Here is an 18459-nt window from a genome sequence, read left to right as displayed (position 1 = left end):
GCCGGTTTCAGCAGATCCGGGGCAGCGGGTCACCGACCAGCAGGTCCACGATGCGGGTGCCGCCGAAGCGGGTGCGCAGCAGCACCAGTTCGGCCGGGTCGGCGTCGACGCGGCCGATGACGGCGGCCTGGTCGCCCAGCGGGTGTGCCCGCAGCGCGGCCAGCGCGGCGTCGGCGTGCTCGGGGGCCACGATCGCGACCAGGCGCCCCTCGCAGGCGACGTACAGCGGGTCGATGCCGAGCAGCTCGGCCGCCCCGCGTACGCCCGGCCGCACCGGCACCGCCGCCTCGTCGACCACCACGGTCACCCCGGCCGCGCGGGCCACCTCGTTGAGGATGGTCGCCACCCCGCCCCGGGTCGCGTCGCGCATCCCGCGTACGCCGTCCCCGGCGGCCGCGAGCAGGTCGTCGACCAGCCCGGTCAGTGCGGCGGTGTCCGAACGCAGATCGGCCTCCAGGTCCAGGTCACCCCGGGCGACCAGCACGGTCATGCCGTGGTCGCCGATCGGGCCGGACACCAGCACCAGATCACCCGGGCGGGCCAGGTGCACTCCGAAGTCGCGGTCGTGCTCACGTACGCCGATGCCCGCGGTGGTGATGTAGCAGCCGTCGGCCAGGCCGCGCGGGACGACCTTGGTATCCCCGGCGACGATGCGGACCCCGGCCGCGCGGGCCGCCGCCGCCATCGAGGAGACGATCCGGGTCAGGTCGGCGACGCCGAAGCCCTCCTCCAGGATGAACCCGGCCGACAGGAAGCACGGCCGGGCACCGGCTACGGCCAGGTCGTTGACGGTGCCGTTGACGGCCAGGTCGCCGATGTCGCCACCGGGGAAGAACAGCGGCTTGACCACGTACGAGTCGGTGGTGAACGCCAGCCGTGCCCCGCCCGCGGTCAGCGCCGCCGCGTCGTCGAGCGCGTTCAGCTCCGGGTTGTCGAACGCCGTCAGGAACACCGCCTCGACCAGGCTCTGCGTCGCCTTGCCGCCCGCGCCGTGGGCCATGGTCAGCCGCTCCTCGCGCACTCGGGCGCGGGCACGGCGGGTCCGGTCGATGCGGTCGAGGACCTCGGTCAGCTCGGCGGTCACCGGGCCGTCACCTCCAGCAGGCGCTGCCGGTGGAACCGGCCGAAGTTGTAGTACGCCGCGCAGGCGCCCTCGGGCGAGACCATGCAGGTGCCGATGGGCGTCTCCGGGGTGCACGCGGTGCCGAACACCTTGCACTCCCACGGCTTGAGCACGCCCTTGAGCACCTCGCCGCACTGGCACGACTGCGGGTCGGCCACGCGTACGCCCGGGACGGCGAAGCGGCGCTCGGCGTCGAAGTCGGCGTAGCGCTCGGTCAGGCGCAGCGCGGAGTGGGCGATGAAGCCCAGGCCGCGCCATTCGAAGAACGGGCGCAGTTCCAGCACGTCGGCCAGGGTCTTGAGCGCGGTGAGGTTGCCGTCCCAGGGCACCACCCGGCTGTACTGGTTCTCGATCTCACACCGGCCCTGCTCGAGCTGGGCCAGCAGCATGTCGATCGAGTGCAGGATGTCCAGCGGCTCGAACCCGGCCACGACCAGGGGCTTGCCGTACTGCTCGGCGATGAAGCGGTACGGCTCGCACCCGATCACCGTGGAGACGTGCCCGGGGCCGAGGAAGCCGTCCAGGCGCTGGTCGGGCGAGTCCAGGATGGCCTTGACCGCCGGAATGATGGTGACGTGGTTGCAGAAGACCGAGAAGTTGGTCAGGCCCTCGGTGGCGGCCCGGCGCACCGTGACCGCGGTGCTGGGCGCGGTGGTCTCAAACCCGATCGCCATGAACACGACCTCGCGGTCGGGGTTGGCGCGGGCCAGCTTCAGCGCGTCCAGCGGGGAGTAGACCATGCGGATGTCGGCCCCGGCCGCCTTGGCGTCCAGGAACGACCCGTTGCCGCCGGGCACCCGCATCATGTCCCCGAACGAGGCCAGGATGACCTCCGGCCGCCGGGCGATGGCGATGGCGTCGTCGACGCGGCCCATCGGGATGACGCAGACCGGGCAGCCCGGCCCGTGCACCAGCTCCACCGCCTCGGGCAGGTAGTCCTCCAGCCCGTGCTGGTAGATGGTGTGGGTATGCCCGCCGCACACCTCCATGAACTTGTAGTGCCGCCCCGGTTCGCACCGGGCCGCGATGCGGGCGGCCAGTGCCCTGGCCTGCTCGGCGTTGCGGAACTCGTCCACGAATCGCATCGACCGCTCCCTACTCGATGGTGGACGACTGCAGGGCGGCGAGCTCGTCGGCGTACGCCTGGCCGATGCTCTCCAGGAACTCCATCGCCGCTTTCGCCTCCGCTTCGTCGATCTTGGACAGGGCGAACCCGACGTGGATCAGCACCCAGTCACCGATGCCCACCTCGCCAGGTTCGAGCAGCCCGATGTTGATGGCCCGGCGTACGCCGGAGACGTCGACCTGGGCCAGATCGGGGCGGTCGGCGTGGAACTCGACGACCTCGCCGGGGATACCGAGGCACATGGTCAGCGCACCGCCCGGTCGATGAGGTGCAGTTCCTCCAGGATGAGGTCGTCGCCGCCGGACACGGTCACCCGCGCGCTGCCGCACTCACCGCAGATCGCGGGCAGCACCAGCGTCTCCCCGTCGTGGCCGCAGCCGTCACAGACCACCCGCGCGGGCACGGTCACCAGCTCGATCAGCGCCCCGTCGGCGGTGGTGCCGGTGGCCACCAGCGCGAACCCGTCGCGCAGCGCCGGTTCGGCGACCCCGTGGCGCACCCCGATGCGCACCTTCACCCGGTCCACCGCGCGGCCCTCGGCCCGCTGCCGCACCACCGCGAGAATGCTCTCGCAGAGCCCGATCTCATGCATCTGTCCCCCGCTCCCTTGTCACCAATCGCAACGCCCCGCCCACCCCAAGAGATGCGCACGAAAAGGAAGGGCGCCTTCTCATCGCTTTACGTAGAGGAAGGGGCCCTTCTTAACCGCCGGGTTGGCGGCGGCGTCACATGCTGCGCATCTTCAGATACCGCTTCATGTCCGGCAGCGACTGGATCACCAGTGCCGCCGCCCCGGCCAGCAGCAGCCCGGCCACGACCTTCTTCCACAACATCACGGTGCTCCTCTCCTGGATGGACCTGACGAAACGCTCTGCTCGAGCAGGGCCTGCGGCCCGGCGTCCCACAGCTGCCGTACCAGCACGACCGCGACGTCGACGGCGGCCAGCACCGGGCGGCTCAGGCCGATGCCCTCCTCCAACACGGCCGGTTCGCAGCCCACCAGCAGCACCCGGCCAGGGCTGCCGCCGCAGCTGTCGAGCAGGTGCAGCACCCGGTTGGGCTGCATACCGTGCGGGTCGACCAGCACCCCGTCCCCGGCCGCCCGGTCCGCGGCACGGTGCTCGGCGGTGATCTCGACCAGGCGCACCGTGCCGGGGACGTCGCCGCGCTGGTCGGTGTCGATGAGCACGGTGGCGTCGTAGCCTTCCATCAGGTCGTACGCGAGATGGACGCCGCGGATGCCGTAGTCGGCCACCCGTACCCACTCCGGATGCGGCTGCGCCGCCAGGCGCGCCGCGACCTCGACGCCGAACCCGTCGTCGCCGAGGAAGATGTTGCCCAGGCCCGCGACCAGCACCGTCATGACGGGACCACCTCCTCCGGCGCGAAGTAGCGGAACCGGCCCTGCTCGACCTGCAGGTCGGCGGCGGGGTCGTCGTCGAGGGTCACGGCCAGGTGCGTCGAGCCGTCCACATCGAGCAGTACGGCGTGCACCGTCGCCAGCCGGTCGACCAGGAACATGTCCTGCGCGTCGCTGCGCCGCCCGCCCGGCCGCAGCCGCACCTTGCCCCCGGCGCCGACCGCCACCCCGTCGATCACCACGGTGTCGGTGCTCGGGTCGACGCTGCTGTCCGCGCCCGGGTCCCACCAGGGCGCCGCGGTCTGGAGCGGGTCGGCCGTGGCTGCCGCCCCGACCGGGCGCAGTTGGCGGATCGCGCCGTGCAGTCGCTCGAACAGCTCCGGCGGCAGCGCCTCGGCCCGGCCAAGCAGCGCGTTCGCCCGCGCGTCCGTGGCCCGGACCTGCCGCTTCTCCGCGTCGGTGAGCGTCAGCGTACGCAGCACGAGCAGCTCGTCGATCTCCAGGGAGTCGAACGTCTCGCCGGGGCTCTCGGGGGCGAGGACCGGGTGGTCGTACAGGATCACCGGCGCGGACAGGACCGCGTCGGTACGCCCCGGCTCGCCCAGCAGCACCGGCCAGGTGCGCACGTTGCGGCAATCGTTGACCGCCGCCTTCGCCCACTCCGGCGGATCGAGCGCCGACACGAACCCACCGGCGCTCAGCGCGAACACGCTGTGCGCCGCGATCAGCGACGACCGCAGCGCCTCCGGCCGCTCCGACCGAGCCGAGGCGTCAAGAAGGGGCCCTTCTTCTACGGATTGCGATAAGAAGGGGCCCTTCCTTTCCTCCGTGCGGTTTTCGACGGTGCAGGTGAGGCGGAGGGGGCGGTACGGGCCGGGCAGGGGCTCGACGCGCAGGCGCAGCGCGCCCTGGAGCGGGCGGCGTACGCGGCGCAGCCGCAGGTCGGGGCTGAGCTGCTCGATCTCCTCGCCGCCGGGGACGGCGAACGGGGTCATGTCGTCGGGAGCGCCGACCAGGGGCCACAGCGGGGCTTCGACGTCGACGGTCTGCTCGATCGTCTCGTCGAAGGTCAGGTGCAGCACGCCTTCGTGTTCGGCGGAGGCGCGCGCCGCCCAGCCGTCCGGCGTGGCCGCCTCGACGGTGCGGGTGACCGCGTGCAGGAAACGCAGCCGCCAGCGCAGCACCGCGTCCGGGCCGGGCTCGGCGAGCAGTTGGGTCTGGCAGGTGGCGTACTCGCCGTGCGCGTCGGAGGCGTAGGACGGGGGCACCAGCACGCCGAACTGCCAGCGCAACTGGTTCTTGGCCGCGTCGGCGCGGTACGGGTACAGCAGGTAGCCCTCGTACAGCACCGCGTCGGCGACGGCGCGGGCCTGCTCGAACGGGTCGCTCAGCGCGGGACCGGACACGCGGCCTCCTCCTGCCGGTCCGCCAGCAGCCCGGCCAGCGCCGCGTCGGCACTGGGCACCGCGTGTCGGGCCTGGTAGCGCAGCAGCGCGTCGGTCGTGTCGCGGCGCAGCCGGATCCAGGCCGAGTCCGGGAAGTAGAGGTCCATCAGGTCGCGCCAGATCGCCGCGGGCATCCGATGGTTCGCCTCCCGGTCCCACGGCACCCGCGCCACCTGGACCCCGGCCGCGGTCGCCACGAACACCGTGCCGCTGAACAGCAGCGTCAGCGGGACGTCCCCGCCGGACAGGGCGTGGAAGAACTTGCCCAGCCCGACCTCCAGGTCGTACGAGCAGGGCACCAGCAGTTCCATCTCGGTGCGGGCGGTGAAGCCGGGCAGCATCGCGGTGACCGTGGCGAACTGCAGCTGCTGCATGCTCGCCGCCCAGCGCGACGGCTCGCCGAACACGCACGCGAGTTTCTGCGCCTCGGCGTCGGTGTAGTCGCGGGCGCGCGGGTCGATGCGCAGCTGGCAGGTGAGCACACCGGCGTGCACGCGTACGTCCGCGGGGCCGGTCACGCCCAGCCGGACGCGCAGCGTCGGGGCCGCCGCCCAGCGTTGGGCCTGCACGTCCAGGCAGGTGAAGTCGAGCTCAAGCAACTGCGGCCTCCGTCCTCGCGCCCGCGCGCACCTCGTCGAGGAACCCGCCGATCGCGGCGCGCGCCTGCTCACCGCCGTCGAAGCCGCGCCAGTGCGTCCGCACCAACCCGACCAGCCGATAGCAGGAGTCGATGGGGACAACGAAGCACTCCGGCCCCCGGTCGCCCCGGTGCAGCAGCAGCGCGACGACGTCTTCGGTCATGCCGGCGGTGGCCGGGTGGCGGGCGAGCAGCTCAGCCCAGGCGTCGGGCGGTAGCGGGGACTCGGCGGCGCCGGCCGGGCTCGGGTAGAGGGCCACGGGGTGGTGCAGGGCACTGTCCCGGTATACGAAGGCGAGGCGGACCGGCAGGTCGAGGGCGGCCCAGTCGCGTTCGGTGAGCGGAAAGCCGGGCAGCGCGGTGACGCTGGCCGGGATCGCGGCATAGCGCGGGACACGGTCCGGGGCGGGCACGGCCGCCGGGAACAGCAGCCAGCACGGGCGGCACGCACACGGCAGCGAGCGGCTGTGCCGGTCGACCAGGTGGTCGTGCCGCGCGGGCAGCGGCGCTCCGCACAGTTCACACCGTTCACCACCCTCCACACCGGCCCCCGCTCCGGCCCCCGCACCGGAACCGGGCGGCGCGGCGGCGGCCGGGCGCAGGTAGCGGCGCAGGGTCATGCGGTCACACCGGCGTCGCGCCGTCCGATCTGCAGCAGTGGCGCGGGCGCGGCCCGCTCCTGCACCCGCACCTCGACGACCTCCGGCGCGGCCTGCTGCACCGCCCGGGTCAGCGCGTCGGCCACGGCCGCACCCGTGCTGCCGCAGCCGCCACCGCAGCCGGAGGCGGTCAGGGCGACGTGGGCCACGCCGTCGGCGTCGACGCCGAGCAGCGCCACCTCGCGGCCGAGTTTCCCGGCCACGCGCGGCAGGGCCGCGGCGACCCGGTCGGTGACCGGCACCGGGTGCAGGTCGTACAGGGCGAGCAGGCCGCCGACCAGCTCGTCCGAGGCGAGCGCGGGCAGCGCGGCGGCGTTGCCGGGCAGTGCGGTCAGGCCGTGCAGGAGCCGGGTCAGGGCGGCGGAGTGCAGCAGCATCAGCTCGCGTACGGCGTCGTCGGCGGCGGCGCGGGCGGCCGGGCCGCCCGCGCGCTCCACCTCGTCGAGCCGAGCCTGCACCCGCTCCCCGACCGCGTGCGGGTCGAGGTCGACGTCGGCGCTCATGCGTTGCCGGACGCGAACACGTGCGGGGTGTGCAGTTTGCGCAGCACGTTCCCGTCGCCGGTGTACATGTGCACCCCGCACGGCAGGCACGGGTCGAAGCTGCGTACGGCGCGCATGATGTCGATGCCCTTGAAGTTCTCCTGCGTGTTCTCCTCGAAGATCGGCGTGTTCTGCACCGCGTCCTCGTACGGTCCCGGCGTGCCGTACCGGTCGCGCACGCTGCCGTTCCACGGCGTCGGCGGGTACGGGTGGTAGTTGGCGATCTTCCCGTCCCGGATGACCATGTGGTGCGACAGCACGCCGCGCACCGCCTCGGTGAAGCCGCAGCTGTTGGCGTCCTTGGGCACCTTGAACGGCTCCCAGGTCTGGGTGCGTCCGGCCCGGACCTCGCCCAGCGCCTTCTCGCAGGCGTGCAGGGCGACGGCGGCGGCGTACGCCTGGAAGTAGGTGCGGGCCCGGTTGCGCTCCAGGGCGTTGCTCCACTGCGGGATCTTCCACTCGAAGCTGACCTCGGGCTTGGTCAGCGTCTTGGGCAGGTTGATGATCACGCTGTGGCCGGTGGCCTTGACGTAGCCGATGTCGACCAGGCCGGACAGGGCGGTGGACCACAGCCGGGCGATCGGGCCGCCGCCGGTGTCCAAGGCCAGGTGGTCGGCGCCGTCGAACCAGCGCGGCGACATGACCCAGGAGTACGCCCCGTCGAAGTCGCGCTTCTGCGGCTTGGGCAGGGTGTGCTGGTTCCACGGGTGGCGCACGTCGACCGGGTTGCCCAGCGGGTCGCGGTGCACGAAGACCTGCTCGCCCTGCCAGTCGTCGTAGTAGGAGCTGCCGAGCAGGATGCGGATGCCGAGGTTGATCTTCACCAGGTCGTTGGTGACGAGCTTGCCGTCGACCACGATGCCCGGCGTCACGAACATCTTGCGGCCCCAGTCGGACATCCGCTCGTACGTGAAGTCGCAGTGGTCCGGGTCGTTGAGCGCGCCCCAGCAGCCCAGCAGCACCCGCCGCTGGCCCACCTTCTCGTAGCCCGGCAGCGCCTCGTAGAAGAAGTCGAACAGGTCGTCGTGCATCGGCACGACCCGCTTCATGAACTCGACATACCGCATCAGCCGGGACAGGTAGTCGGTGAACAGCTGCACCGTGGCGACCGTGCCGACGCCGCCCGGGTACAGCGTGGACGGGTGCACGTGGCGCCCCTCCATCAGGCAGAACATCTCCCGGGTGGTTCGGCTGACCTGCAGCGCCTCGCGGTAGAACTCGCCCTCCAGCGGGTTGAGCGAGGTCATGATCTCGGCGATGGTCTTGTACCCGTGCTGCGCGGCGCCCGGGGCCGGGGTGTTCTTGGCCTTCTCCCACACCCCGGGGTTGGTCTCGCGGACCATCCGCTCGCAGTAGTCCACCCCGACCAGGTTCTCCTGGAAGATGTTGTGGTCGAACATGTACTCGGCGGCCTCGCCCAGGTTGACGATCCACTCCCCCAGGTGCGGCGGCTGCACCCCGTACGCCTGGTTCTGCGCGTAGACCGAGCAGGTCGCGTGGTTGTCGCCGCAGATGCCGCAGATGCGGCTGGTGATGAAGTGGGCGTCGCGCGGGTCCTTGCCCTTCATGAAGATGCTGTAGCCGCGGAACACCGACGAGGTGCTGTACGCCTCGACGACCTGCTTCTGCTTCCAGTCGATCTTCGTGTAGATGCCGAGGCTGCCGACGATCCGGGTGATCGGATCCCACGACATCTCGACCAGACCCTCACGCTCCTGCTGCATGGTCATGGCGGTTGTTCAGCCCTTCCTGTCGCGTGAAAGCGGGTCAGCGGTGGTAGCCGGTGGTCAGTTCGGTGCCGCGGTGGCGCCACTTGGGCTCCTTGTCCACGGTCTTGGCGGTGATGTTGCGCAGGCGGCGGATCATCGCGCCGTACATGCCGCTGCCGTTGGCCGACACGTGCGCGCCGGGCGGCTCGTCCATGAACGGCATGAACTTGTCCGGGAAGCCGGGCATGGTGCAGGCGATGCAGATGCCGCCCACGTTCGGGCAGCCGCCGACGCCGTTGATCCAGCCGCGCTTGGGCACGTTGCACTTGACCACCGGGCCCCAGCAGCCGATCTTCACGATGCACTCGGGCGTGCCGTACCCCTTGGCGAACTGGCCCTGCTCGTAGAAGCCGCCCCGGTCGCACCCCTCGTGCACGGTCATCCCGAACAGCCACTGCGGGCGCAGCTTGTCGTCCAGCGGGATCATCGGCGCCTGCCCGGCGGCCTGGTACAGCAGGTAGGTGATGGTCTCGGCGAGGTTGTCGGGCTGGATCGGGCAGCCGGGCACGCACACGATCGGGATGTCGGCCTTGGAGCGCCAGTCCCAACCCAGGTAATCCGGCACGCCCATGGCCCCGGTCGGGTTGCCCTCCATCGCATGGATCCCGCCGTACGTGGCACAGGTGCCGACCGCGAGCACGGCCAGGGCCTTGGGCGCGAGCCGGTCCAGCCATTCGCTGGTGGTCATCGGCTGCCCGGTGGCCGGGTTGTTGCCGAACGCGGCCCAGTAGCCCTCTTCCTTGATCGCCTCGTTGGGGATCGACCCCTCGATGACCAGCACGAACGGTTCCAGCTCGCCCCGGTCGGCCTTGTGGAACCACTCGATGAACGTGTCGGCGCCCTGCTCCGGGCCGCACTCGAAGTCGATCAGCGGCCAGTGCACCGCGATCTTCGGCAGGCCGGGCAACGCGCCCAGCGCGATCTCCTCGATGCTGGGCTGGGTCGCCGCGGTGAGCGCGACCGAGTCGCCGTCGCAGCTCAGCCCGGCGTTGATCCAGAGAATGTGGATCGGCTTCTCCTCCACCGCGGCCCCGGCGGACTTCGTCGCACCCACGTCGTTCACCCCCTGTGCTCTGGCGCCGACCCCGTCGCACCGGCCGTGGTCAGCTCCCACAGCACGTGACAGGCGGTCGTCTGCGCCTCCTGGATGCGGTGCACCGACGGCGACCGCACGACGAACAAGTGGTCGAGCTGCGCGCGCGCCATCGCGCCGCCGTCACCGCCCGCGAAGCCGACGGTGACCATGCCGATCCGCCGGGCCTGCGCGAACGCGGCGACCAGGTTGGGGGAGTTGCCACTGGTGGAGAAGCCGACCGCGATGTCGCCGGGGCGGGCGAGCGCGGCCAACTGCCGGGCGAACACCGCCTCGACGCCGACGTCGTTGGCCAGCGCGCTGAGCACCGCGCCGTCGCCGCCCAGCGCCGTCGCGGGCAGGTTCGGGCCGGGCACCGGCGGGCAGGCGTACAGGTCGGCGCAGGCCTGGGCGTCGGTGGCGCTGCCGCCGTTGCCGAAGGCGTACAGGTGGGCGCCGCGGTGCAGGGCGGCGGCCAGCGTGGCCGCACAGCGGCGCAGCGCGGCGGCCTGTTCGGTGAGCACCTCGGCGCGCAGGCGAGCGGTGTCGCGCAGCTTGGCCTCGGTGGAGGCGACGAGGGCAGCGGTGGCGTCGGGCGCGGGGGCGCCGTCGTACAGGAAGGGGTAGAGCGAGCCGAGGCCGGCCGGCGCGGCACGGCGCACAGCCGTCACGGCGCCACCTCCGGTAGCACCGCGATGGCCTCACCGGCGTGGACCAGCACCGTGTCGCCGACCCTGGCCTCGACCAGGGCGACACTGATCTCCTCTACCCTGCCGCCGACGTCGACCAGGGCCAGTCCGTCTGCCCGCAGCCGCACCACGGTCACCGGCACGGCGGTGTCGGAGCAGGTCACGCAGGACTCGGTCGGCTGCGCGGCGGCGCGTAGCTCGGCCAGGATCGCCAGTCGGACACTCATACGGATGCCCCGTTCCACTCGGGGCGCGCGGTCGGCTCGCTGCGCTCGTTCATGCCGGTCGACCGCCGTGACCGGGCGGTGCCCCGTCGCCTTCCAGCAGCACGTGCACCAGTTCCCAGAGCAGGTGGTAGGCGCTGACGCGCAGCTCGCGCACGATCAGCGGGTCGTCGGCGGGCAGGGCGAGCGTGTGCGCGGCGGGGGCCCGCGGCAGCCTCGGTCCGCACAGCACCACGGCGAGCAGACCCCGTTCGGCGGCGGCGCGCAGGCCGGGCTCGACCGCGGCGGGGTCGGGGCCGCACAGGGCCAGCGCGACGTCGTACGGTGCGGCGGCGTGGCGCAGCCGGTGGGCGGTGCGCGCGGCCGGGTGGGCGAGCGCGGGCAGCGCGGGCTTACCGACGATCACCGGGTGTACGAACTCGACGGCGACATGGTGGGCGTCGGACTCGGCGTCGTCGTCGCCGAACACGTGCAGCGTCCCGCCCGCGCCCAACCGGTCGGCGAGCGCGGCGGCGGCATCGACGAGCGCGGGCGCCAGTGCGGCCAGGGCCGAGCCAGGCTGCTCGCGCCGCCCTACCGGCGTGTCGACCGCGGGCGCTGTCATGGCGTTCCCTCCTCCGTCGTGGTTCACCATAGCGTTCCTATCACCACAACACGCGCAAATCGCCCGCCGCGCATCGCGCTGCGTAGTGCCATCGTCATGCTGTGGTGGAGGGCGTTGCGGGGGTGGCGGGCGTACCCGATGATGCGGCTGTGTCCGACGACCTCTCCCCCGCCGACCAGCCCGCCCTCGACGGGCCCGCCCTCGACCAGCCTGATCCGGCCGCGCCGGGGCGGTCCGCGCCTGGTCGGCCGGCGCGTTGGCGCCGCCGGGTGCTGCGCCTGGCGGTGTGGGGCACCCTGGCCGGATTACTGGCGGTCGGCGCCAGCATCGGCTGGATCCGCTGGGGCGCCTCCGGGCACGTCTACTCCGTGCAAGACGTGCCGCAGGCGCCGGTCGCGCTGGTGCTCGGCGCCAAGGTGCATGAGAACGGGGTGCCGTCGGCGTTCCTGGAGGCGCGGCTGGCCATCGCCAAGGAGCTCTACGACGCCGGGAAAGTGCGCGCGATCCTGGTCTCCGGCGACCACGCCGAGTGGAGCTACGACGAGCCGGACACCATGCGTGACTGGCTGGTCGATCGGGGCGTGCCCGCCGACAAGGTGGTCCTCGACCACGCCGGGTTCGACACGTACGACTCCTGCCAGCGGGCGGCCCGGATCTTCGGGGTGCAGAAGGCGATCGTGGTGACGCAGAGCTACCACATCGCGCGGGCGGTCACCCTGTGCCGCGACGCGGGCATCGAGACCGACGGCGTCGCCGACGACTCGGTCCGCCGCTTCGAAGGCTTCTGGACCCAGGCCGTGGTACGCGAGCAGGGCGCCTGCCTCAAGGCCGCCCTCGACACGCTGTCCGGCCGCGACCCGGTCTTCCTCGGCCGCCACGAGACCGGCGTCGAGGACGCGCTACGCGGCTGAGCCGCACTCCGATCAGGCCCCGCGCGCCGCGGGTTTGGAAGGGCACCTGCTACCTCGGAAAGCGATAAGAAGGCGCCCTTCCTTGCGCTGTCAGGGTTGGGCGGAGGGGCGGCCGAGGTGCAGGCCCGCGGCCGTGACGTCCTCGAACTCCTTGGTGCGGGCCGTGTAGGCGGCACCCAGGTACTCCCGGGCGTCGGGGCCGACCGGCACTCGCAGGGGCGGGTTCGCCATCCCCGCCACATGGAACACGGTGTCGGCGAACAGCTCCGGCGAGTTGATCGCCGGGTTCTCGTTCATGGTGCGGATGCCGGTCAGCATCGGCCCGGCGACCGGCTCGTAGGCGTCGACCCGCTGCTCGGGCAGGATCGTCGAGCTGCCATAGCTGGTGGCGAAGCCGCCGGGCTGCACCAGGGTCACCCGTACGCCCAGGTGCGCCACCTCGGCCGCCAGCGTCTCGGCCAGGCCCTCCACCGCGAACTTGCTCGCCGTGTACGCGGACAGCCCCGGGAACGGCACCTGTCCCGCCACCGAGCCCACGAAGATCGCGTGGCCGTGGCCCTGGGCCCGGAACAGGGGCAGGACCAGCCGGGTCAGCCGCCAGGGGCCGTACACGTTGGTCTCGAACTGCCCGTGCACCTCGGCGTCGGACACCTCCTCGACCGTGCCGAACTGGCCGAAGCCCGCGTTGTTGACCAGCACGTCGATGCCGCCGAAGGCGGACTGGGCGGTGGCCACCGCGGCCGCGCACTGGTCCGGGTCGCGGACGTCCAGTGCCGCGGTGATGAGCTCAGGGTGCCGGTCGGCCAGGTCCGCCAGCGTGCGCGGGTCGCGCGCGGTCGCCAGCACCTGCTCCCCCTCCTGGGCGAGCCGTTGCGCCAGAGCGCGGCCGAGCCCGGTGGAGCAGCCCGTAACCAGCCAGCGTCTTGCCATGTGCCTCAGTCCCTCCGTCTGACATGCACGTTCGCGTGTGGACGTGCCGGATCAGACTGTCAGGACTCAGTGACTTACAGCAATGTAAACTAACAGACGGGAGTGAACTCCATACGGAGTGTGATTCACGACCTACCGTGGCTCAACCCGCGCGGCGGCGGGCCCGGCGCGCGGCCAGCTCGTCGGTGACACCCAGCGGCAGCACCGCCGGCGCGAACGGGGCCGGGGTCGCCACGGGCTCGTCCACCTCGGTGCCGCGCTCGGCGGGCAGGTGCGACAGCGAGCCCTGGATCTCCTTGAACGCGCCGCCGATGGCTATGCCGAACACGCCCTGGCCGCCCTGCAGCAGGTCGACGACCTCCTCGGGCGAGCGGCAGTCGTAGACCGACGTGCCGTCGGAGATGAGGGTGATGCTGGCCAGGTCCTCCGCGGCGTACGCCTGCAGCGTCTCGATGGCGCGGCGAATGTTCTGCAGCGACACTCCGGCGTCCAGCAGTCGCTTCACGACCTTGAGCACGACCAGGTCCCGGAAGGAGTACAGCCGTTGCGTGCCCGAGCCCGAGGCGTCCCGGATGCTCGGCACCACCAGGCCGGTACGCGCCCAGTAATCGAGTTGCCGGTAGCTGATCCCAACCGCGTGGCACGCGGTCACGCCACGGTAACCCAGTGACCCGCCCGGGTCGGGTTCGTGATCCCCGCCCTCGGGCATGCCGAAGTCATGAAGCTGGTGCATGCGACTACCTCCCGCCGAGTGTCGACGTGGTCAGCCTATAGCGCACGGCTGCCGCAGGCGGGGAGGTAACGTCGCGACACGCCACAATCGGGCCTCAACGCGTCACCTTTTCGTCCCCCGATCGTTTGGTCGCGCTCGGCGCGATCGGATCGGGACGCGAATCAGCTCGCGAAGTCCTCCGGGCGGACCTGCTCGAGGAACTCGCGGAACTTCTCCACCTCGTCCTCCTGCTCGTCCGGGATGATGATGCCCGCCTCGTCGAGGACCCGCTCCGCGCAGCGCACCGGCGCGCCGACCCGCAGGGCCAGCGCGATCGCGTCACTGGGTCGCGCCGACACCCGCACCGACTCGCCGATCAGCAGGTCGGCGTAGAAGATGCTGTCCTTGAGTTCGACGATCTCGACCGCCTGGAGCGGCGCCGACAGCGCCTGCAGCAGGTCGCGCAGCAGATCGTGGGTGAGCGGGCGGGCCGGTTTCACGCCCTGCTGCTCGTACGCGATCGCCGTCGCCTCGACCGCGCCGATCCAGATCGGCAGGTACCGGTCGCCGTCCACCTCACGCAGCAGCACGATCGGCTGGTTGGTAGGCAGCTCGACCCTAACCCCGATCACGCTCAGCTCGCGCACCGTTTCGCCTCCGTCGCGTCTGCCTGTGGCTCGGGTCGGCCCCACCCGTACGGAGTCCCGTGCGGCACCGCGCCTTCGCCTCTCCTACTGCACGCTACACGCCTGCCTAGTCGCTCTGCTCGTTCGAGCGTGCGTCAGCCGCCGAGCGCGTCGTTGAGACCGGACCGTAGCAGTGCGGCGTGCAGCCGCTGCGACAGCATGGTCAACTCCCGCACCGCCTCCGCCGCGCGGGCCCGAGCGGTGGGGTCGTGCTGGCGCATCAGCGGCGCCACCAACTGTGCGTACAGCCCCGCCTCCCGGTCGGCGGCGACCCGGTACGCCCGCAGATGGCGCGGCTGCACCCCGTACTCGGCGAGCTGGCCGGCCACCTCGGCGACGGCCAGGGCGTCCGCGTCGTACCACTGCCCGGCCCGCACCGTGACCAGGCCGTGCTGCTCCAGGTCGGCGAGCAGCTGCTCGCTGATCCCCGCCCGGGTGCACAGCTCCTGGGCACGCAACCGCAGCTGTGCGGGCTCCTCGACCGCCGCGCGCGGCTCGGGGCGGTGGTCGTCGCCGACCGCGACCAGCGTCGGGCGCGCCTGCACCAGGTGGGCACCTTCGGACAACTGCTCCCTGATGACGCGAAGGGGCAGGTACTGGTCACGCTGCGCGGACAGGATGAACCGCAGCCGCGCCACGTCGTCCCGGCTGTACTTGCGGTAGCCCGACGCGGTGCGCTGCGGCTCGACCAGCCCTTCCGTCTCCAGGAAGCGCAGTTTCGAGATGGTGACGTCAGGGAAGTCCGAACGCAGCACGGCGAGCACCTCACCGATGCTCATCAACGCCTGTGCCCGCGCCGGCCCACCCGAACCGCCGGCCGACGCCGGCACCGCAGCTGTCATGCCTCCTCGGCGCGCGGGCCGGCCACGTACAGCAGGCGGAACTTGCCGACCTGGACCTCGTCGCCGTTGTTGAGCGTGGCCGACTCGACCCGCTCCCGGTTCACGTAGGTGCCGTTGAGGCTGCCCACGTCGCGCACGGTGAAGGTGTTGCCGTCGCGGTGGAACTCCGCGTGCCGACGGGAGACGGTGACGTCGTCGAGGAAGATGTCACTGTCGGGGTGGCGCCCACTGGTCGTCACGTCGTGGTCCAGCAGGAACCGCGCGCCCGCGTTGGGGCCGCGGCGCACCACCAGCAGGGCCATGCCCGGCGGCAGCTGCCCGGCCACCCGCCCCGGCACCACGTCGGAGTCGGGCCCCTCCAGGGCCTCCTCCAGGTTGCCGAGGTGCAGGGTCGACGTGACGTCGAGCTGGGGGAACTCGTCGTCTGGTCGCGTCATCGGACCACCTCACGGTCATATAGGCCACGCATGCGTGGTGCAGCTATGGATACCGACACGGCGTTACTCGACTACAGCGGCGAGCTTAGCCCGCGAGCCTAGCCACCCCGGAAATGGCGGGTCAACCGGACTCGCTGGCGCTGGCTTGGGGTGCTGAATGCTGGTTCAGCTCTGGGTCAGTTCACGGTACGCGGCCGCGTCCAGAAGCGCATCCACCGCGGCGGGGTCGGCCGGCTCGATCTCGACGAGCCACCCCTCGCCGTACGGATCGGTGTTGATCAGGTCGGGCGAGTCGCCGAGCGCGTCGTTGCGGGCGGTCACCGTCCCGCTGATCGGGGCGTAGATCTCCGAGACGCTCTTGGTGGACTCGACCTCGCCGAAGGAGTCCCCGGCGTCGACCTTGGCACCGGTCTCGGGCAGTTGCACGTACACGATGTCGCCGAGGGCGTCCTGCGCGAAGTGGGTGATACCGACCCGGACCGTACCGCCCTGCGTGGAGACCCACTCGTGTTCGGCGGTGTACTTCAGGTCCTCAGGAATCACGGTGGTCCCCCTCGTGCTTCGGCCGTTGTGCGGCACTTACCCGTCAGGAGACGGGCTTGGCGTACTCCAAAGTCGGTGCGGACCGGACGGTCGCGATGTCGACCGTGCCGGGTTCGCTGACGATCACGTTACCGCCGTCGCGAGTCACATCGTCAACCACCCCACCGGGAAACCGCATCGCGATCGCAACGTCGCGAGGCTCGCCGATGGCCTTGATCGAGTACGGCCCGGTCAACTTCACTCCGTCGACCACGATCCCGCCGTCGGCGTCGACGAACGACGTCGAGGCGATGACCCGCACCGAGCCGCCCGGGGCATCGATCTGGATCGCCTCGGCGCCCGCCCCGCGCAGCTCCTGAACCGCGTTGAGCAGGTGATTGGCCGTGATCTTCTTCGTGCCGTCCTCCAGCCGCACCAGCACCCCGGGCCCCTGCGCGGGTAGCGTCCCGGCCAGGATGCCCAGGTCGTCGGCGCGCTCCTCGGCCTTCTTGATGATCTCGTCACGGCTGGCCGCACCCGACACGAGCTCGCGCCGACTGGCCTCCAGGGCGCTGATGTCCTGCTGGAGCCGGTCCTCGCGGGCGTCGAGGTCGGCCAGGATGGTGACCAGGTCCTCCTGGCGCAGCGACGCGTACGCCTTGTCCTCGGAGTTGCTCTTGAGCTGAACCACCAGGGTGAACCCGAGCAGCACCAGCAGCAGCCCGATCAGGGCGCCCGCGCCGGTGAGCCGCCGCGACGGCGCGGATTGGGGCGCCGCGGGCTGCTCGGCCGGGCTTTCGGCCTCGGTCGGGGCGTCCGGTTCCGGGCGCGCGGAAGTGAGCGCCTCGGTCGGGGCGTCCGGTTCCGGGCGCGCGGAGGTGAGCGCCTCGGTCGGCTCGTCGTGCGCGCCGGGCTTGGTCGTCTCGTCAGTCATCGCCGCACCTACGCCTTGAACAGCCGCCGGCGGATCGCCGCGACGTTGCCGAAGATCCGGACGCCGAGCACCACGACGACGCCGGTGGACAGCTGCGCGCCCACGCCCAACTTGTCACCCAGGTACACGATGAACGCCGCCACCAGCACGTTCGAGATGAACGAGATCACGAACTGCTTGTCGTCGAAGATGCCGTCGAGCTTGGCCCGCACGCCGCCGAACACGGCGTCCAGCGCCGCCACCACCGCGATCGGCAGGTACGGCTGCAGCGCGTCCGGGACGGTGGGGTTGAGCACGACGCCCAGCACCACCCCGATGATCAGCGCCAGCACAGCGATCATTTGCGCCCTCCCGAGGGTGAGGTCGAGGGAGTCGGGGTCGGGGTCGGCTTCGGCACGGACGCGAGCAGCAGCTGCGGCAGCACGGCGGCGGGCAGCTCCAGGTTGTCGCGCTCCTTCACGTCGAAGCCCACCGCGTAGTTCTTGTCGTCGCGCAGCGCCCGGTAGTAGGCCGCCGCCGCGGTCTCGTCGAACCGGTCGGCCAGATCGGGGGGACCGATCGCGACGACCTCGTACGGACCGAGGATATGCGCGTTGCCGACGAGAATCGCCGAACCCGCCGTGCGGATCGGCGTGACCGAGCTCAGCCGCCGCCCGTTGATGGCGATGGCCTCGGCGCCGGAGGCCCACAGCGCGTTGGCCACCACCTGCAGGTCCACGTCCAGCACGCCCGCCTCGGGCACCGAGGCGGCGTTCGGACCGTCCTGCATGGTGACGATCACGCCGTCACCGGCGACCTTGCGCATGCCGGTGGCCGCCTCCAGCTGGCGCAGCTTGGCCACGGTGGTGTCCGACAGCGCCGACTCGCGCAGCCGGGACACCTCGTTCTGCAGCTGCTCGGCCTGCTGGGCGAGCTCGTCGGTCTTGGCCTGGCGCTGGTTCATCTCCTTGATCAGCGCGGCGCGGGCGGTGGCGCGGGCCGGGGCGCGCGCGATCACCTGCTGGTAGGCGACGGCGAGCACCACTCCGATGATCAGCAGGGCGACGAGCTTGGCCACCTTGCGGGTGCCGCGGTTCCAGCCGGGCAGCGGTCCGCTGCGCTCGCGGCGGGCGCGGGCGGCGTCGGCGTACGCGGGGTCGAGCGGGTCGCGGAACAGCTCGGTGAGCATGTCCGCCTGGAACCTGCCCGGTCGGGGCTGCTGCCGCTCGGTCGGGTCGGTGTTCGGCTCGGTCATC

25 protein-coding genes are annotated in these 18459 nt (G+C 71.7%); 1 reads left to right on the top strand and 24 read right to left on the bottom strand.

Annotated features, from left to right (window positions below):
- Window positions 1–7 precede the first annotated feature (7 nt).
- The 15 genes from hypE to KUA19_RS22935 form a co-directional block, all read right to left on the bottom strand.
- On the bottom strand, window positions 8–1084 hold the full coding sequence (gene hypE / locus KUA19_RS23000) for a hydrogenase expression/formation protein HypE (protein ID WP_308167586.1): 1077 nt from the start codon (window positions 1082–1084) through the stop codon (window positions 8–10).
- Window positions 1081–2208 (bottom strand): hydrogenase formation protein HypD, encoded by a 1128-nt coding sequence (gene hypD / locus KUA19_RS22995; RefSeq protein ID WP_217398818.1) that lies wholly within the window; start codon window positions 2206–2208, stop codon window positions 1081–1083. The genes hypE and hypD overlap by 4 nt, the downstream gene beginning before the upstream one ends.
- A gap of 10 nt (window positions 2209–2218) precedes the next feature.
- Window positions 2219–2491 (bottom strand): HypC/HybG/HupF family hydrogenase formation chaperone, encoded by a 273-nt coding sequence (locus KUA19_RS22990; protein ID WP_217398816.1) that lies wholly within the window; start codon window positions 2489–2491, stop codon window positions 2219–2221.
- A gap of 2 nt (window positions 2492–2493) precedes the next feature.
- Window positions 2494–2841 (bottom strand): hydrogenase maturation nickel metallochaperone HypA/HybF, encoded by a 348-nt coding sequence (locus tag KUA19_RS22985; protein WP_217398814.1) that lies wholly within the window; start codon window positions 2839–2841, stop codon window positions 2494–2496.
- 133 nt (window positions 2842–2974) lie between these two features.
- Complete coding sequence (locus KUA19_RS45015; protein WP_372451830.1) at window positions 2975–3082, bottom strand: DUF6893 family small protein; 108 nt, start codon at window positions 3080–3082, stop codon at window positions 2975–2977.
- Window positions 3082–3612 carry a hydrogenase maturation protease gene (locus KUA19_RS22980; protein ID WP_217398813.1) on the bottom strand — a complete coding sequence of 177 codons (531 nt, stop codon included), beginning with the start codon at window positions 3610–3612 and terminating at the stop codon, window positions 3082–3084. The genes KUA19_RS45015 and KUA19_RS22980 overlap by 1 nt, the downstream gene beginning before the upstream one ends.
- The gene (locus KUA19_RS22975; RefSeq protein ID WP_217398807.1) at window positions 3609–5015 is read right to left on the bottom strand and encodes a hypothetical protein; all 1407 of its coding nucleotides are present in this window, start codon (window positions 5013–5015) and stop codon (window positions 3609–3611) included. Before KUA19_RS22975 ends, KUA19_RS22980 begins: the two co-directional genes overlap by 4 nt.
- Window positions 4997–5653: a DUF6084 family protein gene (locus KUA19_RS22970; RefSeq protein ID WP_217398805.1), complete on the bottom strand. Its 657-nt coding sequence runs from the start codon at window positions 5651–5653 to the stop codon at window positions 4997–4999. The genes KUA19_RS22975 and KUA19_RS22970 overlap by 19 nt, the downstream gene beginning before the upstream one ends.
- Complete coding sequence (locus KUA19_RS22965) at window positions 5646–6311, bottom strand: DUF5947 family protein (protein ID WP_217398803.1); 666 nt, start codon at window positions 6309–6311, stop codon at window positions 5646–5648. Before KUA19_RS22965 ends, KUA19_RS22970 begins: the two co-directional genes overlap by 8 nt.
- On the bottom strand, window positions 6308–6853 hold the full coding sequence (locus KUA19_RS22960) for a NifU-related iron-sulfur-binding protein (protein ID WP_217398801.1): 546 nt from the start codon (window positions 6851–6853) through the stop codon (window positions 6308–6310). Before KUA19_RS22960 ends, KUA19_RS22965 begins: the two co-directional genes overlap by 4 nt.
- Entirely contained in the window at window positions 6850–8622 is a 1773-nt protein-coding gene (locus KUA19_RS22955) for a nickel-dependent hydrogenase large subunit (RefSeq protein WP_254549953.1), read from the bottom strand. The genes KUA19_RS22960 and KUA19_RS22955 overlap by 4 nt, the downstream gene beginning before the upstream one ends.
- A 37-nt stretch (window positions 8623–8659) precedes the next feature.
- Window positions 8660–9715, bottom strand: a complete 1056-nt coding sequence (locus KUA19_RS22950; RefSeq protein ID WP_308167585.1) for an NADH-quinone oxidoreductase subunit B family protein — start codon at window positions 9713–9715, stop codon at window positions 8660–8662.
- 5 nt (window positions 9716–9720) lie between these two features.
- Window positions 9721–10404, bottom strand: a complete 684-nt coding sequence (locus KUA19_RS22945; RefSeq protein ID WP_217398799.1) for a D-sedoheptulose-7-phosphate isomerase — start codon at window positions 10402–10404, stop codon at window positions 9721–9723.
- Window positions 10401–10649 carry a HypC/HybG/HupF family hydrogenase formation chaperone gene (locus KUA19_RS22940; protein WP_217398797.1) on the bottom strand — a complete coding sequence of 83 codons (249 nt, stop codon included), beginning with the start codon at window positions 10647–10649 and terminating at the stop codon, window positions 10401–10403. Before KUA19_RS22940 ends, KUA19_RS22945 begins: the two co-directional genes overlap by 4 nt.
- 49 nt (window positions 10650–10698) lie before the next feature.
- Window positions 10699–11250 carry a hypothetical protein gene (locus KUA19_RS22935; RefSeq protein WP_217398795.1) on the bottom strand — a complete coding sequence of 184 codons (552 nt, stop codon included), beginning with the start codon at window positions 11248–11250 and terminating at the stop codon, window positions 10699–10701.
- 149 nt (window positions 11251–11399) lie between these two features.
- Between KUA19_RS22935 and KUA19_RS22930 the strand changes: the two genes are divergently transcribed.
- Window positions 11400–12161, top strand: coding sequence for a SanA/YdcF family protein (locus KUA19_RS22930; RefSeq protein WP_372451828.1), 762 nt, complete (start codon window positions 11400–11402; stop codon window positions 12159–12161).
- 90 nt (window positions 12162–12251) lie between these two features.
- Here the strand turns inward: KUA19_RS22930 and KUA19_RS22925 are convergent, their stop codons facing one another.
- The 9 genes from KUA19_RS22925 to KUA19_RS22885 all read right to left on the bottom strand — a co-directional run bounded on the left by KUA19_RS22925 (window position 12252) and on the right by KUA19_RS22885 (window position 18458).
- Window positions 12252–13091 carry an SDR family oxidoreductase gene (locus KUA19_RS22925; protein ID WP_217398793.1) on the bottom strand — a complete coding sequence of 280 codons (840 nt, stop codon included), beginning with the start codon at window positions 13089–13091 and terminating at the stop codon, window positions 12252–12254.
- A 142-nt stretch (window positions 13092–13233) separates the two neighbouring features.
- Complete coding sequence (locus KUA19_RS22920) at window positions 13234–13824, bottom strand: MerR family transcriptional regulator (RefSeq protein ID WP_372451827.1); 591 nt, start codon at window positions 13822–13824, stop codon at window positions 13234–13236.
- A gap of 161 nt (window positions 13825–13985) precedes the next feature.
- Window positions 13986–14450 carry a bifunctional nuclease family protein gene (locus KUA19_RS22915; RefSeq protein WP_217398791.1) on the bottom strand — a complete coding sequence of 155 codons (465 nt, stop codon included), beginning with the start codon at window positions 14448–14450 and terminating at the stop codon, window positions 13986–13988.
- Window positions 14451–14584: 134 nt separating this feature from the next.
- Window positions 14585–15268 carry a transcriptional regulator FtsR gene (gene ftsR, locus KUA19_RS22910; RefSeq protein WP_217399235.1) on the bottom strand — a complete coding sequence of 228 codons (684 nt, stop codon included), beginning with the start codon at window positions 15266–15268 and terminating at the stop codon, window positions 14585–14587.
- 59 nt (window positions 15269–15327) lie between these two features.
- The gene (locus tag KUA19_RS22905; RefSeq protein WP_217398789.1) at window positions 15328–15768 is read right to left on the bottom strand and encodes an FHA domain-containing protein; all 441 of its coding nucleotides are present in this window, start codon (window positions 15766–15768) and stop codon (window positions 15328–15330) included.
- Window positions 15769–15933: 165 nt separating this feature from the next.
- Window positions 15934–16311: a glycine cleavage system protein GcvH gene (gene gcvH / locus KUA19_RS22900; RefSeq protein ID WP_217398787.1), complete on the bottom strand. Its 378-nt coding sequence runs from the start codon at window positions 16309–16311 to the stop codon at window positions 15934–15936.
- A 43-nt stretch (window positions 16312–16354) separates the two neighbouring features.
- Window positions 16355–17224, bottom strand: coding sequence for a DUF881 domain-containing protein (locus tag KUA19_RS22895; protein WP_217398785.1), 870 nt, complete (start codon window positions 17222–17224; stop codon window positions 16355–16357).
- Between the two features lie 8 nt (window positions 17225–17232).
- A complete protein-coding gene (locus KUA19_RS22890; protein ID WP_217398783.1) occupies window positions 17233–17565 on the bottom strand; it encodes a small basic family protein in 333 nt (110 codons plus the stop codon).
- A complete protein-coding gene (locus KUA19_RS22885) occupies window positions 17562–18458 on the bottom strand; it encodes a DUF881 domain-containing protein (RefSeq protein WP_217398781.1) in 897 nt (298 codons plus the stop codon). The genes KUA19_RS22890 and KUA19_RS22885 overlap by 4 nt, the downstream gene beginning before the upstream one ends.
- Window position 18459: the final 1 nt, after the last annotated feature.

This window comes from Catellatospora tritici, from assembly GCF_019083965.1.
In the GTDB taxonomy this organism is placed as follows: Bacteria; Actinomycetota; Actinomycetes; order Mycobacteriales; family Micromonosporaceae; genus Catellatospora; species Catellatospora tritici.
This window is presented reverse-complemented; position numbering and strand designations above follow the sequence as displayed.

Coding starts and splice junctions, on each gene's coding strand:
- KUA19_RS22895 (WP_217398785.1), bottom strand. CDS start 17,224: ATGACTGACGAGACGACCAAGCCCGGCGCGCACGACGAGCCGACCGAG.
- KUA19_RS22960 (WP_217398801.1), bottom strand. CDS start 6,853: ATGAGCGCCGACGTCGACCTCGACCCGCACGCGGTCGGGGAGCGGGTG.
- KUA19_RS22980 (WP_217398813.1), bottom strand. CDS start 3,612: ATGACGGTGCTGGTCGCGGGCCTGGGCAACATCTTCCTCGGCGACGAC.
- KUA19_RS22925 (WP_217398793.1), bottom strand. CDS start 13,091: ATGGCAAGACGCTGGCTGGTTACGGGCTGCTCCACCGGGCTCGGCCGC.
- KUA19_RS45015 (WP_372451830.1), bottom strand. CDS start 3,082: ATGTTGTGGAAGAAGGTCGTGGCCGGGCTGCTGCTGGCCGGGGCGGCG.
- hypD (WP_217398818.1), bottom strand. CDS start 2,208: ATGCGATTCGTGGACGAGTTCCGCAACGCCGAGCAGGCCAGGGCACTG.
- KUA19_RS22920 (WP_372451827.1), bottom strand. CDS start 13,824: ATGCACCAGCTTCATGACTTCGGCATGCCCGAGGGCGGGGATCACGAA.
- KUA19_RS22890 (WP_217398783.1), bottom strand. CDS start 17,565: ATGATCGCTGTGCTGGCGCTGATCATCGGGGTGGTGCTGGGCGTCGTG.
- ftsR (WP_217399235.1), bottom strand. CDS start 15,268: ATGAGCATCGGTGAGGTGCTCGCCGTGCTGCGTTCGGACTTCCCTGAC.
- KUA19_RS22885 (WP_217398781.1), bottom strand. CDS start 18,458: ATGACCGAGCCGAACACCGACCCGACCGAGCGGCAGCAGCCCCGACCG.
- KUA19_RS22990 (WP_217398816.1), bottom strand. CDS start 2,491: ATGTGCCTCGGTATCCCCGGCGAGGTCGTCGAGTTCCACGCCGACCGC.
- KUA19_RS22935 (WP_217398795.1), bottom strand. CDS start 11,250: ATGACAGCGCCCGCGGTCGACACGCCGGTAGGGCGGCGCGAGCAGCCT.
- KUA19_RS22940 (WP_217398797.1), bottom strand. CDS start 10,649: ATGAGTGTCCGACTGGCGATCCTGGCCGAGCTACGCGCCGCCGCGCAG.
- KUA19_RS22955 (WP_254549953.1), bottom strand. CDS start 8,622: ATGACCATGCAGCAGGAGCGTGAGGGTCTGGTCGAGATGTCGTGGGAT.
- KUA19_RS22985 (WP_217398814.1), bottom strand. CDS start 2,841: ATGCATGAGATCGGGCTCTGCGAGAGCATTCTCGCGGTGGTGCGGCAG.
- KUA19_RS22965 (WP_217398803.1), bottom strand. CDS start 6,311: ATGACCCTGCGCCGCTACCTGCGCCCGGCCGCCGCCGCGCCGCCCGGT.
- KUA19_RS22905 (WP_217398789.1), bottom strand. CDS start 15,768: ATGACGCGACCAGACGACGAGTTCCCCCAGCTCGACGTCACGTCGACC.